This is a genomic window from Anaeromyxobacter sp. SG66 (genome assembly GCF_022690805.1).
GTDB lineage: Bacteria > Myxococcota > Myxococcia > Myxococcales > Anaeromyxobacteraceae > Anaeromyxobacter > Anaeromyxobacter soli.
Genome location: NZ_JALCZC010000003.1, coordinates 1 through 15,320, shown reverse-complemented (window position 1 = coordinate 15,320; position 15,320 = coordinate 1). Strand labels below are relative to the sequence as shown.

The following is a 15,320-nucleotide window of genomic DNA, read 5'->3' as shown; positions in this document are numbered from 1 at the left end:
GATAGCAAGACTGCGGACACGAAGGGCGCGGCAGGCGCGCCCCACGAAAGGACGGAACCGAAAATGGCAGCCACCCCCTGGGACATCGACGTCGGACACTCCGCGGTGCACTTCTCCGTGCGCCACATGGTCATCTCCAAGGTGCACGGCCGGTTCGGCCGCTGGACGGGCACCGTGCAGCTCGACCCGCAGGACCTCGCCCGCTCCTCGGTCGAGGTCACGATCGACCCCGCCTCGATCGACACCGGCGTCGCGGACCGCGACGCGCACCTCCGCTCGCCGGACTTCCTCGACGTCGCAGCGCACCCGGAGATCAGCTTCCGCTCGAGGCGCGTCGAGCAGGCGGGCGGCGCGCTCCGGATCGTGGGCGACCTCTCGCTCCACGGCGTCGTGCGCGAGGTGACGCTCGAGGCCGAGTTCGCGGGCACCGGCAAGGACCCGTGGGGCAACGAGCGCGCGGGCTTCTCGGCGAAGGCGTCGCTCGACCGGCGAGACTACGGGCTCGTCTGGAACGCGGCGCTCGAGACCGGCGGCGTGCTCGTGGGCGAGAAGGTGGAGATCGCGATCGAGCTCGAGGCGGTGCGGAAGACGGCCGGGGCGACGGTCGCGGCGTAGGGGAGCCCGGGCAGGCTCCGGATCGTGCCGCAGCGCTTCATCGTGCGGCGGAGGTGGGGTAGAACCCCGGTCGTTCGACCGGGCCCCGCCTCCCCGCGCGGCTCGCACGAGGAGCCGACTGATGAAGACGCCCGCCCAGGACGCCGACTGCCGCGCTCGCGCCGCCGCGCTTCCCGACAACATCGCCGACTGCGTGACCCTGCACGCGCGCCGGGCCCCCGGCGCGATCGCCCTCGTCGAGCACAACACCGGCGAGACGGTCACGTGGAAGGCGCTCGACACCGCGGTGGACGCGTTCGCGGCGAAGCTCCTCGCGAGCGGCTTTCGCAAGGGCGACGTCCTCGCGACGAGCCTGCCGCTCCTCAAGGAGCACGTCTTCCTCGTCCTCGCCTGCTACCGCATCGGCGTGGTCGCCGCTCCGCTCGACCTGCGCCTCCGCGCGGGCGAGCTGCGCGCCTGCCTCGAGAAGCTCCAGCCGAAGGGTTACTTCTTCGCCGGCGCGCCGGCGCTCCTGCCCGTGCTCCGCGAGGTGGTCGGCGGCTGCGCGAGCGTGCGCCACTGGGTGCAGTTCCAGAAGGAGCCGGACGGGATCCTGCCCGGCGCGACCTGGGTGAAGGACTTCACGAAAGGGATCAAGGCGGGCTACGTCCGCGCGCGGCTCCTCGGCACGGTGCGGCGCGCGCGCCGGAAGGTCGGCCGGCGCGACGGCTGCCTCGTCATCTTCACGACGGGCTCGACGGGCTCCCCGAAGCCCGCGCTCCTGTGCCACGAGAGCATCCTCGTGCAGAACGTCGGGCTCGCGGTCGGCTTCGGCCTGAAGGAGGGCGACCGGCTCCTCGTGAACCTGCCGCCGTCGCACGTCGGCTGCACGACCGAGCTGCTCGGCACGGGGATCTACGCCGGGCTCACCTCGGTGCTCCTGCACGTCTTCGACGCCGAGAAGAGCCTCGAGGCGATCGCCCAGCACCGCGTCACCGTGGTCGGGCAGATCCCGGCACTCTTCAACCTCGAGTGGAACCACCGGCGCTACCGCGAGGTCGACCTCTCGAGCCTGCGCGCCGCCATCTACGGCGGGCAGGGCGTGCCGCGCGCGTTCCTCGACCGGCTCCGCGAGATGGCGGCCGAGATCGGGACCGGGCTCGGGCTCACCGAGACCTCCGGGTTCTGCACGTACACCGCGCTCGGGGCGACCGCCGACGACCTCGCGGAGGGCATCGGGTTCGACTCGCCGCTCTGCCCGCTCACCATCCGCGGCCCCATGAGCGCCGAGGGCGCTGCCGGGCCGGAGCTCCCGCCCGGCGAGATCGGCGAGATCTGCTTCTCCGGCCCGCAGGTGTTCCTCGGCTACCTGAACGATCCGGAGGCGAGCGCGAAGGCCGTCTCGCGAGACGGGGTCTGCTACACGGGAGACCTCGGCGCGTACACGGAGAAGGGGCTCCGGCTCGCCGGGCGCGCCAAGCTGACCATCAAGCCGAAGGGGTTCCAGGTGTTCCCCGGCGACGTGGAGAACCACGTCGTCGGCGCGCTCGGAGGCAGGGCGAGCGCGGCCGCGTGCGTCGGCGTCGAGCACGCCGTCTGGGTGGAGGCCGTCGTGATGTTCGTCGAGCGCGCCGCCGGCGAGGACGTGACGCCCGAGGAGGTCAGCCAGGCCTGCGCGGGCATCGCTTCCTACGCGCGGCCGAGCCACGTCGAGGTGGTGGAGGCGGGGACGCTCCCCCTGAACCGCGTCGCGAAGACCGACTACCTCGCGCTGCGCGAACGGGCGCAGGAGATCGTCGAGGGCCTGCGCAGGCAGGGCAAGTGGGACAAGCGAGCTTCCGCGTGACGGGGCCGGTGCCCGCGCGCGGTGAGCCCACCCCGCCACGGGCCCGCCGGGGGTGGTTCACGGCGGGATGAGGCGGACCGTAGCGTCAGCGGATGGTCCGCATCATCGACAAGCGGCTGAGGCTCGCGTACCCGCTCGGGCATCACCTGCACTGCCTCATCGCGCAGATCCCGAACCACCTCCGCCGGACGCAGGAGGGGTGGCGGATCGCCGATCCCGAGGGGCAGTGGCGGACCATCCGCTCCGTCCTCGACCTCGTGGACGAGGGCCCGGGGAATCTCAAGAAGCTCCACTTCCTCATGCTCCCCGAGAGCTGCGTTCCGATCGAGCGCCTGGACGCCCTGCTCGATCTCGTCGCGGCGCGCTTCCGCCCGAGCACCGTCACGATGTTCGGCCTCGAGCACGTGCGGCTCAGGACCTACCGCGGGCTGCTCGAGCGCTTCAAGGCCGACAACGCGGAGGCGATCCCGCTCGTCGATCGCGACATCGACTCCGGCGACGTGCTCGGCGTGCCGGTGAACGTCGGGTGCGTGGCCGTGAAGGACGCGGAGGGTCGGCTGCGGGTGTTCCTTGAGGCGAAGACCCACCCGTTCCGCGCCGAGGAGTTCCTCGACAAGTACGAGGACCAGTACCGCGGCCGGCACTTCTACCTGTTCCGGAACGAGGCGACGCCCTTCAACTTCATGGTCCTCGTCTGCCTCGACTACGTGTACCGCAACCTGTACGAGTCCAACATTCGCGCGATCATCGACCACGCGAACCAGCTCTTCTTCCGGTCGCGCCAGACGCTCGACGCGCTCTTCGTCGTGCAGAGCAACCCCAAGCCCGAGCACCGCGTCTACCGCGACGTCCTCTCCGGCTTCTACGGCGAGTACCTCGAGGACACCCCCGGCGTGCGCGACACCGTGACCGTGTTCGGCAACTGCTCCGCCGAGAGCGTCATGGGCGAGCGCGATCCGGGCGCCACCCACGGCGTGTCGTCCGTCGTCCTCGGTCCGCACCACCGGCTCGCGCCGGTGCGCAACGAGGAGTTCTCGGTGGACGACTTCGGCGGGGCGCCGGTCTGCCGCCTGCGCTTCGGCACCCCGACGCGGCTCTACTACCTGAACCTGCCGCAGCACCACGAGATCGATCCGCGCTCCTCGCGCATCTCGCTCAAGGTCCACGCCATCTTCCGGCCCGGTTCGGACGGAGAGTGGATCGTGGCGAGGCCCGGGGAGGACGCAGAGCCGGAGGCGCACGCCCGCGGCGAGGCGCCGAGGGGCGCTCCGCTCGCGGTCGAGCACCGGTAGCCGCGCCGGGCCGCCGCCGTCGCGGCGGCCGCGCCTCGCGCGGTGCGGCCGGCCGCTCCCCGCCCTCGCGGGCAACGGCCGGCCCCGGGCGTCCCCGCTCGGCCGGATCGCGGCGCGGGCTGAGCGGGTCGCGCTCGAGGTCCCCCTCGCCCTCGATGCGCGCCTCCTCGCGGCGAACGTCGCCCGAGACGCGCTGCTCCTGGACCCGCGAGGTCTTCGACACCCGGACCTCCTCGCGGACGCGCGGGCGCTTCACCACCTCGACCTCCTCGTCGCGCACCGGGACGGAGATCGTCTTCTCCTCGAACGCGCCCGTCGCGGTGTGCTCGGTCCCCGAGGCCGGAATGCGCTCCACCCGGACCTCCTCGTGCATCACCGGCACGTCGAGCTGCTTGTGCTCGGTGACGACCTCCTTCGTCACGCGGACCTCACCCCTGTCCCGCACGTGCTTGCGCGCCTCGAGCTCCTCCTCGGAGAGCTGCATGCGCCCCTCCTCGCGCGTGCCCGCCTCCGGCGAGCGCAGCTCCGAGGTCCTCGCGGCGCCGCCCGTCAGCGCCCCCTCGACCTTCAGGTCCTCCTTCGTGCACGACAGCCAGAGCTCGTCGTCGCGGACGTCGCTCAGGAGATGCATCGGCACCTCGTAATCGCGGGGGAAGAAGAAGCCCTTCTCGATCACGATCCCGGTCGACGAGACGCTCACGATCTTCCCGAGATCCTCTCCGTCACGCGCGCGAACCTTCATCCCTTCCCGTACCGCCTGCTTCTCGAACATGCGGATCCCCTTCCTTGGATGTGCGGTGTCCCCATTGAGTTGGGGTGCGCGCGGCCGCGCGGCAAGAGGGCGGCGGGCGAGCGCCACGGGCACGCGCCCTCGCCGGCGGACCCTCGCGCCGCCACACGCGCGGGGACCCGGCGCGCGCTCAGTCTCGCCGGAGCTCCGCACGGGCGTGGGGCTCCCTCGCCGTACGGCTGCCTTCGCGGAGCCTTCAGGGCATCATCGCGCCGTCGACGCCGAAGCCGGCGCCCTTCGCGACGTGCGGCCGGGAGATGACGCGCGCGTCGAGGAGCGCGCGCTCCACGTACGCGGCGAGCGCGGCGTGTCCGGCGTCGTTGAGGTGGATCGTGTCCGCCGCGAAGCGCGGCAGCGCGTCCGGCGCGAACGCCTCGTCGCCGCGCACCACGACGGCGCCGACGGCGCGCGCCTCGTCCGCGAGCGCGGCGTCGTACGGGGCGCGCCGTGCGCGGTCGAGCCGCCGCCCGGGCTGCGGCGTGCAGACGACGAGCACCGCCCGCGGGAACGCGGCGCGGAGACCGCGCAGCACGGACGCGGCGGCATGCCGGAACGTCCCCGGCGCATCGGCCTCGCCGAGCGGCACCCCCGCGATCGCGTCGTTCGCGCCGTACATCACGACCACCACGCCGGGGCGGAGGCCGCTCCCCGCGAGCGCCCGCCAGCGGAGCTCTCCCGACGGCGCGGGACGGCCGGTCACGTCGGTGAGCGTCGAGCCGGGGAGCCCCTCGTTCACCTCGCTCCACCCGGCGTGGCGCGCGAGGAGCGTGGTCCAGCGCCGCTCGGGGCGGGACGCGCCGGTGCCCGCGGTCGTGCTCGAGCCGAAGAAGATCACCTGAGGCGCGTCCGTGGCCGCCGCGTCTCGCGGAGGCGCGGCGTGGCCCGCCATGCACGCGGCGAGGAGCGCCGCCGCGGCGGTCACTCCCCGCGCCCACCTGCCGGCGATCGTCCTCGCTCCGCTCATGTGACGCCCACGGTCCGGCGGATGCCGCCCGAGCGCGAGGAAGCGGGAAGGTCGCCGGACGGTGGAACGATGCTAGCGGGATGCGAGCGAGGGCGCGAGGGGGGGCCCCGGCCCGTGTTCGTGGGACGGGCGCCACGGGTGAGGGGCGCGCGACGCCCCGAAGCGGTGCCGCCTCAGCTCCGGCGCCGGACCTCGAGCACCGTGAACTCGCGCACGCCCGCGGGGAGATCCACCTCCACTGTGTCTCCGGCCTCGTGACCGAGGAGGGCTTGCGCCACCGGTGAGCTGACGCTGACGAGGCCGCGCCGCGCGTCGGCCTCGTCCGGTCCGACGATGCGCCAGGAGTGAGTGCGCCCTTCCTCGTCCTCCACGAGCACCCAGGTCCCGAACCCGACCCGGCCCTCGGGCGCGCTCTCGGGACCGAGCACCGTCAGGGCCGCGAGCGTCCCTTCGACGAGCGCGGCCCGCCTGTCGAGCTCGGCATGCCGCGCGGCGCGCGCGTGCTCCGGCAGCGCCGCCGCGTCCGCCCGGGCCTCGCGCAGCCGCTCGAGCTCCTGGCGCAGCGCCGCCTGCCCCTCCGGCGTGACGTACCTCACCTCGCCGGGGGCGACCCGGGGCGGCGCCCGCACGACGGGGCCGAGGTCGGGCGTCTCCTCGCTCGTGAACGCCTTGGACACGAGTCAATCCTAGGTCCTCCCGGGCGCGCCGGCGCGCGAGGACGGCCCTCGGGGCGCGTCGCCGCAGCCCCAAGGACGGCCCGCGGCGGCGCCGCGGCCCGGCTACTTCGCCCGCATGCGCGCCATGGTGGTCCCGAAGTTCGGCGGTCCCGACGTCCTCGAGCTCCGCGACGTCCCGAGGCCCACGCCCGGCCCCGGCGAGCTCCTCGTCCGCGTCATCGCCTCGGGCACGAACCCGGTCGACGCGAAGATCCGGCACTCCGGGACCTGGGCGCAGCTCGAGGTCCCCGCCGTGATCGGCTACGACGCGTCGGGCGTGGTCGAGGCGGTCGGCCCGGGTGTCACGCGCTTCCGCGAGGGCGACGAGGTGTTCTACACCCCGGAGATCTTCGGCAACCCGCACGGTACGTACGCCGAGTACGCCGTCGTGCAGGCGGCGATCGCCGCGCGGAAGCCGGCGCGGCTCACGCACGCCGAGGCGGCGGCGATCCCGCTCGCGGGCGGGACCGCGTACGAGGCGCTCGTGCGGCGCCTCGCGGTGCAGGTCGGCGAGACCGTGCTCATCCACGGCGGCGCGGGCGGCGTAGGCTCGTTCGCGGTCCAGATCGCCAAGGCGGCCGGGGCGCGCGTCATCGCGACCGCCGGCCCGGACAACCAGGAGACGCTGCGCGCGCTCGGCGCGGACGTCTGCGTGGACTACCGCGGCGAGAGCGTCGTGAAGGCCGCGCTCCGCGAGACGGGGGGGCAGGGGGTGGACGCGGTGCTCACCACCGTGGGAGGCGCCACGGTGCCCGGGTCGACCGAGGCGACGCGCCCGTTCGGCCGGATCGCCACGATCCTCGGCTGCGACGGCGACCTCACCTCGCTCTATCTCAAGAACCAGACGCTCCACGGCGTGTTCCTCACGCGCGAGGGGCGGCGGCTCGAGGAGCTCGCGCGTCTCGTGGAGCAGGGGAAGCTCCGGCCGCTCGTGGACGCGGTGCTCCCGCTCGAGGCGGCGGCCGAGGCCCACCGCCGGCTCGAGTCCGGGCACGGGCGCGGCAAGCTCGTCCTCGCCATCGGACGGTGACGCGGCGTGGCGGCGGCGCCGGGCCCGGTTATCGGTTCTGGGATGACGTCGTCCGCTTCCAGCCCACGCTGTTCGACTCGGCCGCGCCGTCGTTCGACCGCTCGTTCGGCGGCGTGCGCCGCATCGAGCTCGACGCGGAGTCCTGGATCGACGTCGCGCCGGGGTGGGTCTCCGGCTCGGACGCGCTGTTCGAGGAGCTCCTCCGCACGCGCCGCTGGGGCCGGCGCAAGCGCAGGCTGTACGACCGCGAGGTGGAGGAGCCCCGGCTCACGGCGCCATGGAGCGCCGCGTCCGGAGTGCCGCTCGAGCCGGCGATCGTGGACGAGATGCGACGGGCGCTCTCGCGCCGGTACGGCGTCGAGCTCGACTCCGCCGGGTTCAACCTCTACCGCGACGGCGCGGATGGGGTGGCCTGGCACGGCGACCGGATCGAGAAGCGCGTCGCGGAGCCGATCGTCGCGCTGGTGTCGCTCGGGGAGCCGCGCCGGTTCCTCCTGCGCCGGAAGGGCGCCGGACGGCCCCTGGCGTTCGCGCTCGGCCGCGGCGACCTGCTCGTCACCGGCGGCCGGACGCAGCGGACGTGGCAGCACTCCGTCCCCAAGGTCGCGCGGGCGGGGCCGCGGATCAGCATCGCCTTCCGCCACGGCCTCGATCCGCGCGGCTACGGGGTCGAGGTGGAGGACGGCGAGGGCGAGGCGCCGGACCGGGAGCCCGGCGGACCCCCTCGCTGACGCATCACCTCCGACCGGGGGCGCCGGCGGCGCGCGCACGCGCGCACGCCCGTTCGGCGGGGCCCCCCGGGAACGCGCGGTTCTCCTTCACGCTCCTGCGCGAGGGGCGCACATTCTAGCGGCCCCTCCCGTGGCGAGGGGCCCCCCGCGAAGGAGCGCCCGATGGACGTCCTCACGCTCTCGCGCGTGCAGTTCGCGCTGACGATCATGTTTCACTATCTGTTCCCGCCGCTCACCATCGGGCTCGCGGCGGTGATCGCGGTGCTGCTCTGGAAGTACCTGCGGACCAAGGATCCCGTCTATCACTCGGCCGCCCACTTCTGGACCGGGCTCTTCGCGGCGAACTTCGCCATCGGCGTCGCGACCGGCGTCGTCATGGAGTTCCAGTTCGGCACGAACTGGTCGCGCTACTCGGTCTTCGTGGGCGACATCTTCGGCTCGGCGCTCGCGGCGGAGGGCATCTTCGCGTTCTTCCTGGAGTCGGGCTTCCTCGCCGTGCTGGTCTTCGGCTGGGACCGGGTGTCGCCGCGGATGCACTTCGTGTCGGCGGTGCTGGTCGCGCTCGGCTCGGTCTTCTCGGCGGTCTGGATCATCGTCGCGAACAGCTGGCAGCAGACGCCCGCCGGGTTCCGGGTCGTCGGCGAGGGCGCGGCGCGCCGCGCCGAGATCACCGGGTTCTGGGACGCGGTCCTGAACCCGTCGACGATAGGCCGGCTCCTGCACACCCTCAACGGCGCCTACGTGCTCGGCGCGTTCTTCGTGCTCAGCATCTCGGCCTTCTACCTCCTGCGCGGGAGGCACGAGGAGTTCGCGCGGCGGAGCTTCTCGGTCGCCCTCTCGTTCGGGGCGATCTTCTCCGTGCTCCTCCTCGTCACGGGCGACCAGAGCGCGCGCATCGTCGCCGAGCACCAGCCGCCGAAGCTCGCCGCCATGGAGGGGCACTTCGAGGACGGCCCGGCGGACCTCCACGTGTTCGGCGTGCCGAGGCCCGAGGAGGGCCGGGTCGCGCTCGGCGTAGCCATCCCCGGCGGTCTCTCGCTGCTCGTGCACCGCGACCCCCACGCCTCCATCCCGGGGCTCGCGTCGGTGCCGCCCGACGCGCGCCCGCCGGTCGCCGTGCCGTTCTACGCCTTCCACCTGATGGTCGCGCTCGGCACGGCGTTCATCGCGCTCACGCTCCTCGGCCTGTGGCTCCGCCGGAGGGGGACGCTCTTCCGCACGCGCTGGCTCCTGTGGATCTTCGTCTTCGCGGTGCTCGGGACGTACGCCTCGAACCAGCTCGGCTGGATCGTCGCGGAGGTGGGGCGGCAGCCCTGGACGGTGTGGAACCTGCTCCGCACCGAGCACTCGTTCTCGCTGTCCGTGACGGACGGCCAGGTGCTCCAGTCCCTCGTGCTGTTCGGGCTCGTCTACGCGGGCCTGTTCCTCGTCTGGGTCTACGTCATGAACGCGAAGATCCAGGCCGGGCCGCCGCCGGCGGTCCCGCCCCATGGTCCGACCAGGGGCAAGGAGCTCGTGGACGTCGCGGCCACCTACGAGGAGCCGGGGCGCTCCCACCTCGCAGGCGAGGGGAGGCGGTGATGGACCTGCAGGTGCTCTGGTTCGTCCTCCTCGGCGTGCTGCTCGCGGGCTACGCGGTGCTCGACGGGTTCGACCTCGGCGTCGGCACGCTCTACCTCCTCGCGCGGCGAGACGAGCAGCGCCGCGTGATGCTGAACGCGATCGGGCCGGTCTGGGACGGGAACGAGGTCTGGCTCGTCACGTTCGGCGGCGCGCTCTTCGCCGCGTTCCCGCGGGCGTACGCGACGGCGTTCAGCGCGCTCTACACGCCGCTCATGCTGCTCATCCTCGCGCTCATCTTCCGGGCCGTGGCGATCGAGTTCCGCAGCCGCCGCCCGTCGCGGGCCTGGCGCAACACCTGGGACGTCGCCTTCTTCGCCGCGAGCGCGCTCTCGCCCATCCTGTTCGGCGCCGCGGTCGGTAACGTCATGATGGGGCTGCCGGTGCGCGCCGACGGCGAGGCGCAGGTGGCGCTCTCCGGGCTCCTCTCGCCGTACGCGCTCCTCGTCGGCGTCTTCGCGCTCTCGCTCTTCGCGCTGCACGGGGCGGTGTGGCTCCTCATCAAGACCGAGGGGGAGCTACACGAGGAGGTGCGCCGCTGGGCCTGGAGCGCCGCCGGCGTGTTCTCGGTGCTCTACCTGCTCACGACGATCTTCACGCTCGTGGCCATCCCGCGCGCGACGGCGAACTTCGCCCACCTGCCGTGGGCGTGGGGCATCGTCGTCCTGAACGTCCTCGCGGCGGGGAACGTCCCGCGCGCCGTGTTCCTGCGCCGCTACTTCCAGGCGTTCGCCTCCTCCGCCCTGACGGTCGCCGGGCTCGTGGTGCTGTTCGGGCTCGCCCAGTGGCCGAACCTCGTCACCTCGAGCCTCGATCCCGCCCTGTCGATCACGATCCGAAACGGCTCCTCCACCGCCCCGACCTTGCGCAACATGGCGATCATCGCCGCCATGGGGATGCCGTTCGTGCTCGGCTACACCGGCCTCATCTACTGGGTGTTCCGCGGGAAGATCCGCGAGGGGGAGCACCGCGGCGGGCACGGGTACTGATCCGTCCGGACGCGCCTCTAGCGGAACCGTGCCGCGGCCGCGGAGAGCCCCTCCCGCTCGCACCAGCCGGCGAAGCGCCTTGGCAGGGCCTCGTCGCTGCCGGTCTGCACCGCCTGCGCGACGAGGTGCTCGGCCTGGGCGAGGTCCCCGGAGAGGCAGTGCAGGAACGCGAGCCGGACCGTCTCGCGCTCCGAGGCCGGCTCACCGAGGCCCGCCTCCGCGAGCGCCGAGACCTCGTCCCAGCGCTGCGCCCGTCCGGCCGCGAGGGCGCGCCACCAGCGGAGCTCGGCCGCGAGCGCGGGCGGCGGGCTCGCCCCGGCGTCCCGCTCGAGGCGGGCGGCGTCGGCCGGGGAGGGCGACCAGAGGGGATCCTGGGCGAGGAGCGCGGCGAGGGGCGGGAGGTCGTGCACGGCGCGAGGTTAACGCGCTCGCGAGCGCGCCGCTCCCGTGGCGCAGCGCGCAACGCTTTCGCTTGACGCGACCGCGTCGCTTCCTGGATTTCTTCGCTCCGTCTCGCGTGGGGTCGGAAGGCCGCAAAGTGGCTCCGGGTCCGGCGCGAGTTCATAAAATGCCCCAGCCTTCCGAACCGCGCCCACCGGAGACCCCCGTGCAAGACATCGAAAAGCGCAACCTCATCGCCCAGTGGGCCTTCGACACCCGGCCGGTGCTCCTGCGCTTCCACCTCTGGCTGGAGGACGTCGAGGTCGAGCGCTACCAGGCCGATCCGGTGTCGGCCCACAGCTTCACGCCCCGCGGGATCGCCCGCTGCCTCGCCATGACCTCGGCGGCGACCGCGCTCGGCACGAAGCTCTTCGGCGACTACGGCGCCGGCGCGGGCAAGGACAAGGCGGCCTACAACCAGGTGAAGAAGAACGCCGACGCCATCAGCGCCTACGTGATGAGCGAGGGGCTCTGGAGCACCACGCGCACGCTCCCCGAGAACCACGCCATCATGGTCTCGCTCGGCGAGGGGCTCATGCCCAAGGCCGGCGAGACGCCGGAGATGGGCGCGAACCCGCTGCTCGGCTTCGGCCGCGTCTACGCCCGGCCCGAGGTGGCGCGCATCGTGGACCGCCGCGTCCGCCGCCTGCTCAACGAGCCGGGCCACACCTTCGAGCAGTTCTACGGCTGGCTCCGGGACCGCGGCATCACGGTGTGGGGCGCCGCGGTGGACACGCTCGAGAACACCTCTCGCTTCGCCGAGGGGAAGCCCTCCGGCCCGATGGCGGTGTTCCACCTGTTCGACTCGCCGCTCACCGTGTCGCGCCCGTACGAGTCGTACATGGGCTGCCTCACGCTGCCGCGGAGGGTCGCCGCCGCGGCGGAGCGCGACTCGGTCCTGCTCGACTACCGCACGCCCCGCAAGCAGGTGATGGAGGCCATCGAGGCCACCTACCCCGGCATCCGGCGGGAGAACGTCCACGTCTGGACGCTGCGCGGGAAGAGCCGCGTCGGGCGGCTCGGGAAGCTCTGGGAGGAGTGGAAGGCGCTCGGCGCGCACCTCGTGGAGGACGGGTGGAAGGCGCCGTCCGGCCTCGAGGTCTTCACCGACTCCGGCACCTACGCGCCGACCTTCCTCGTGGGGAGCTGGGCGGACGGCGCGGGCGCGACGCACGTCTTCCTCTGCGACGGCTACGCCGCCACCGCCGAGGCCATGCAGGCCGCGAGCCTCTCGTCCGTGCTCGACGTGGACACGACCATGGCCACGTTCTCGCCGGCGTTCACGCTGCCCTGCGACGCCGAGGGCAAGCTCATGCAGCTCGACCCGCGGGCCGCCGACTTCGCGCGCCGGCTCGGCGAGCTGTTCGGCGGGAGGGTGCTCGAGGCGGGGGAGGTGAAGTCCTACGCCGAGGCCATCGAGGAGGCGGAGGCCGCCGCGATGCCGCTCAAGCAGCGCGTCATCCGGGCCGACGACTTCCTGCCCGAGAAGAAGTGGGGCGTGCTCGCGAGCCTCGGCTACATGTGCGACGACCCGTACTCCGGCGCGCCCGGCGTCACCCAGGTGCGCGAGGGCGTCTACAAGGTGACGACCCGGCTCGCCACCCGGCAGGCCTCCGCGAAGATGACCTTCACCTTCCGGCTCATGGAGTCGTTCGACGAGACGCGGCTCATCTTCAGCCCGCTCCTCTCGCGCTTCCTCTCCGGCGTGGATCCCGCGAGCCGCGCGGTGAAGATCTCCGACTCCGGCCGCATCCGGAACGAGCTGCAGACGATGCTCTCCCAGGCGCTCGAGCACGACGGCGAGAGGATCCGCGTGCACCTCGACCGGGTGGACGAGCGGGTCATGCCGCGGGAGAAGCAGGCCGCCATCCGCCGGGTGCTGGAGTGGTACAAGACGAACCACCCGGTGTGGTTCTCCTGGCTCGAGCTCGGCTGAGCGGCTCGCCCGCGCGCTCCACGGGGTCCGGCCGCGCGAGGGCGCGCCGGACCTCGCCGTCCGAGGGAGGCAACCCACCTCGCGCCTCCCCGCGCGCCGCAGCGCGGCCATGATCGCGCCGTCCGCCGCGCGGAGGCAGCGATGGAGCTCTCGTCCGTCCGAATCGAGAAGCCCGACGACGTGAACGTGATCGTCGGCCAGGCGCACTTCATCAAGACGGTGGAGGACCTCCACGAGGTGCTCGCCGGCTCCTCGCCCCACCTCGAGTTCGGGCTCGCGTTCTGCGAGTCGTCGGGGCCGCGCCTCGTGCGCCGCTCGGGGAACGACCCGGGGCTCGTCGATCTCGCCGTGAAGAACGCCGAGGCGATCGGCGCCGGCCACTCCTTCGTGGTGTTCCTGCGGAAGGGCTTCCCCGTGAACGTCCTGAACGCGCTCAAGCTCGTGCCGGAGGTGTGCACGATCTTCTGTGCGACGGCGAACCCGGTCGAGATCTTGATCGCAGGCACCGACGCCGGGCGAGGGATCCTCGGCGTGGTGGACGGCGGCGCGCCGGCCGGTGTCGAGAGCGACGCGGACGTCGCCGAGCGCAAGGGGCTCCTCCGGCGGTTCGGCTACAAGCTGTGAAGCTCGGCGGCCGAGGCGGCGCTCGGCCGGACCGCCGTTGACGCGCCGCAGGAGCCCCGTCCGGCGCGTGCCGCCTCCGGCGCGGCCGTTAGGGCCCTCTCCGTACGTCACCCATCGTGTGACGGAGGGAGGCGGGCATGGCGAGCGATGGAAGGCGCGGCCTGACGCGCAGGGAGATCCTCAAGGCGGCGGGCGTCGGCGCGCTCGCGGCGGCGGCGGGAGCTCCGCGGCGCGCACGCGCGCAGCAGAAGACGCTCAAGATCGTGCAGTGGAGCCACTTCGTCCCCGGCTACGACAAGTGGTTCGACGGGGTGTTCTGCAAGCAGTGGGGCGCGAAGCACGGCACGCAGGTGGTGGTCGATCACATCGCCATCGGCGAGATCAACGCGCGCGCCGCGGCGGAGGTGTCGGCGCAGCGCGGCCACGACCTCTTCATGTTCCTCTCGCCGCCCGCGGCCTACGAGAAGCAGGTCATCGACCACACCGAGATCTACCAGTCGGTGGAGAAGAAGTGGGGCAAGCCGATCGACCTCGGCCACAAGTCCACCTTCAACCCGAAGACGAAGAAGTACTTCGCCTTCTCCGACAGCTACGTCCCGGACCCGGGCAACTACCGCCAGGATCTCTGGTCGCAGGTCGGGTTCCCGAAGGGCCCCGACACCTGGGACGACCTGCGCAAGGGCGGCAAGGCCATCAAGGACAAGTTCGGAAACCCGGTGGGCCTCGGGCTCTCGCAGGAGCTCGACACCAACATGGCCGTGCGCGCGCTCCTGTGGTCGTTCGGCGCGTCCGAGCAGGACGCGGAGGGCCGCGTCGTCATCAACTCGCCGCAGACCATCGAGGCGCTCAAGTTCATGCGCGCCCTCTACAAGGAGGCGGAGACGGGCGAGGTGTTCACCTGGGATCCCTCGTCCAACAACCGCGGCATCCTGGCCGGGAAGCTCTCCTTCGTGGCGAACGCCATCTCCGTCACGCGCACCGCGGAGAAGGAGAACCCGGAGATGTCGAAGAAGATCCAGATCGTGCCCGCGCTGAAGGGGCCGGTGCGCCGCATGGCCGCCGAGCACGTGATGGACTGCTACGCGATCTGGCGGTTCGCGGAGAACCCGGAGGGCGCGAAGCAGTTCCTCGTCGACTACATCGACGCCTTCGCGGAGGCGTTCAAGGCGAGCGAGTTCTACAACTTCCCGTGCTTCCCGAAGACCGTGCCCGATCTGAAGCAGCAGATCGCGAACGACCCCAAGGGCTCGCCGCCGGACAAGTACGCCGTGCTCGGCAACGTGCTGGAGTGGGCGACGAACGTCGGGTACCCCGGCTACGCCACCGCCGCGGTGGACGAGGCGTTCAACACCTTCGTGCTCCCGACCATGTTCGCGAAGGTCGCGCGCGACGAGCTCTCGCCCGAGGACTCGGCGAAGGCCGCGGAGAAGGAGCTGAAGCGGATCTGGGACAAGTGGAAGACCGCCTGAGGCGCAGGGACCCGGCGAGCAGGGGCGGGGGCGGCAGCCCCCGTGAGAGATGAGGCGAGCGAAGTGAGCCCGCCGGGGCGCCACCGTGTTCGCGGCGAAGCCGCCCACGGTGGCGCATGGGACCCGGCGAGCAGGGGTGGGGCCCGGCCGAGCTTTGCTCGGCGGGGCGGGGGCGGCAGCCCCCGTGAGAGATGAGGCGAGCGAAGTGAGCCCGCCGGGGCGGCCCCGGGGTTGGGGCGGCGGCGGCCCCGGGGGGGGCCGGGGCCCGGCGCGGCGGG

At 72.8% G+C, this 15,320-nt stretch carries 13 protein-coding genes and 1 pseudogene; 10 read left to right on the top strand and 4 right to left on the bottom strand.

The genetic code is table 11. The features are described from left to right. Positions 1 to 63: 63 nt before the first annotated feature. The 3 genes from MNZ39_RS01635 to MNZ39_RS01625 all read left to right on the top strand — a co-directional run bounded on the left by MNZ39_RS01635 (position 64) and on the right by MNZ39_RS01625 (position 3,732). Positions 64 to 615 carry a YceI family protein gene (locus MNZ39_RS01635; RefSeq protein ID WP_242333486.1) on the top strand — a complete coding sequence of 184 codons (552 nt, stop codon included), beginning with the start codon at positions 64 to 66 and terminating at the stop codon, positions 613 to 615. Positions 616 to 736: 121 nt separating this feature from the next. Further along, on the top strand, positions 737 to 2,440 hold the full coding sequence (locus tag MNZ39_RS01630) for a class I adenylate-forming enzyme family protein (protein ID WP_242333485.1): 1,704 nt from the start codon (positions 737 to 739) through the stop codon (positions 2,438 to 2,440). Positions 2,441 to 2,532: 92 nt separating this feature from the next. Next, positions 2,533 to 3,732 (top strand): hypothetical protein, encoded by a 1,200-nt coding sequence (locus tag MNZ39_RS01625; protein WP_242333483.1) that lies wholly within the window; start codon positions 2,533 to 2,535, stop codon positions 3,730 to 3,732. A gap of 151 nt (positions 3,733 to 3,883) precedes the next feature. Here the strand turns inward: MNZ39_RS01625 and MNZ39_RS01615 are convergent. From MNZ39_RS01615 to MNZ39_RS24790, 3 genes and pseudogenes are all read right to left on the bottom strand, one after another. Further along, positions 3,884 to 4,216 (bottom strand): annotated as a pseudogene (locus tag MNZ39_RS01615) (YsnF/AvaK domain-containing protein); the annotation flags it as partial. Positions 4,217 to 4,718: 502 nt separating this feature from the next. Further along, a complete protein-coding gene (locus tag MNZ39_RS01610) occupies positions 4,719 to 5,486 on the bottom strand; it encodes an SGNH/GDSL hydrolase family protein (RefSeq protein WP_242333481.1) in 768 nt (255 codons plus the stop codon). Between the two features lie 173 nt (positions 5,487 to 5,659). Then, positions 5,660 to 6,163: a GreA/GreB family elongation factor gene (locus MNZ39_RS24790; RefSeq protein WP_242333479.1), complete on the bottom strand. Its 504-nt coding sequence runs from the start codon at positions 6,161 to 6,163 to the stop codon at positions 5,660 to 5,662. Between the two features lie 115 nt (positions 6,164 to 6,278). Between MNZ39_RS24790 and MNZ39_RS01600 the strand changes: the two genes are divergently transcribed. The 4 genes from MNZ39_RS01600 to cydB all read left to right on the top strand — a co-directional run bounded on the left by MNZ39_RS01600 (position 6,279) and on the right by cydB (position 10,572). Beyond that, positions 6,279 to 7,232 carry a zinc-dependent alcohol dehydrogenase family protein gene (locus tag MNZ39_RS01600; RefSeq protein WP_242333477.1) on the top strand — a complete coding sequence of 318 codons (954 nt, stop codon included), beginning with the start codon at positions 6,279 to 6,281 and terminating at the stop codon, positions 7,230 to 7,232. Beyond that, a complete protein-coding gene (locus tag MNZ39_RS24785; RefSeq protein WP_242333475.1) occupies positions 7,229 to 7,963 on the top strand; it encodes an alpha-ketoglutarate-dependent dioxygenase AlkB in 735 nt (244 codons plus the stop codon). The genes MNZ39_RS01600 and MNZ39_RS24785 overlap by 4 nt, the downstream gene beginning before the upstream one ends. Positions 7,964 to 8,125: 162 nt before the next feature. Continuing rightward, entirely contained in the window at positions 8,126 to 9,544 is a 1,419-nt protein-coding gene (locus MNZ39_RS01590; RefSeq protein ID WP_242333472.1) for a cytochrome ubiquinol oxidase subunit I, read from the top strand. Next, entirely contained in the window at positions 9,544 to 10,572 is a 1,029-nt protein-coding gene (cydB, locus tag MNZ39_RS01585; RefSeq protein ID WP_242333470.1) for a cytochrome d ubiquinol oxidase subunit II, read from the top strand. Before MNZ39_RS01590 ends, cydB begins: the two co-directional genes overlap by 1 nt. 17 nt (positions 10,573 to 10,589) lie before the next feature. Here the strand turns inward: cydB and MNZ39_RS01580 are convergent, their stop codons facing one another. Then, complete coding sequence (locus tag MNZ39_RS01580) at positions 10,590 to 10,982, bottom strand: hypothetical protein (RefSeq protein ID WP_242333468.1); 393 nt, start codon at positions 10,980 to 10,982, stop codon at positions 10,590 to 10,592. Between the two features lie 197 nt (positions 10,983 to 11,179). Between MNZ39_RS01580 and MNZ39_RS01575 the strand changes: the two genes are divergently transcribed. From MNZ39_RS01575 to MNZ39_RS01565, 3 genes are all read left to right on the top strand, one after another. Continuing rightward, on the top strand, positions 11,180 to 12,949 hold the full coding sequence (locus MNZ39_RS01575; RefSeq protein ID WP_242333466.1) for a hypothetical protein: 1,770 nt from the start codon (positions 11,180 to 11,182) through the stop codon (positions 12,947 to 12,949). Between the two features lie 141 nt (positions 12,950 to 13,090). Beyond that, positions 13,091 to 13,573: an adenosine-specific kinase gene (locus tag MNZ39_RS01570; protein WP_242333464.1), complete on the top strand. Its 483-nt coding sequence runs from the start codon at positions 13,091 to 13,093 to the stop codon at positions 13,571 to 13,573. A gap of 137 nt (positions 13,574 to 13,710) precedes the next feature. Then, positions 13,711 to 15,042, top strand: coding sequence for an ABC transporter substrate-binding protein (locus MNZ39_RS01565; protein WP_242333462.1), 1,332 nt, complete (start codon positions 13,711 to 13,713; stop codon positions 15,040 to 15,042). Positions 15,043 to 15,320 lie beyond the last annotated feature (278 nt).

Excerpts from the sequence above, each read along its gene's own strand:
- MNZ39_RS01635 (WP_242333486.1), top strand. The coding sequence starts at position 64 with ATGGCAGCCACCCCCTGGGACATCGACGTCGGACACTCCGCGGTGCAC.
- MNZ39_RS01630 (WP_242333485.1), top strand. The coding sequence starts at position 737 with ATGAAGACGCCCGCCCAGGACGCCGACTGCCGCGCTCGCGCCGCCGCG.
- MNZ39_RS01625 (WP_242333483.1), top strand. The coding sequence starts at position 2,533 with ATGGTCCGCATCATCGACAAGCGGCTGAGGCTCGCGTACCCGCTCGGG.
- MNZ39_RS01610 (WP_242333481.1), bottom strand. The coding sequence starts at position 5,486 with ATGAGCGGAGCGAGGACGATCGCCGGCAGGTGGGCGCGGGGAGTGACC.
- MNZ39_RS01600 (WP_242333477.1), top strand. The coding sequence starts at position 6,279 with ATGCGCGCCATGGTGGTCCCGAAGTTCGGCGGTCCCGACGTCCTCGAG.
- MNZ39_RS01590 (WP_242333472.1), top strand. The coding sequence starts at position 8,126 with ATGGACGTCCTCACGCTCTCGCGCGTGCAGTTCGCGCTGACGATCATG.
- cydB (WP_242333470.1), top strand. The coding sequence starts at position 9,544 with ATGGACCTGCAGGTGCTCTGGTTCGTCCTCCTCGGCGTGCTGCTCGCG.
- MNZ39_RS01570 (WP_242333464.1), top strand. The coding sequence starts at position 13,091 with ATGGAGCTCTCGTCCGTCCGAATCGAGAAGCCCGACGACGTGAACGTG.
- MNZ39_RS01565 (WP_242333462.1), top strand. The coding sequence starts at position 13,711 with ATGGCGAGCGATGGAAGGCGCGGCCTGACGCGCAGGGAGATCCTCAAG.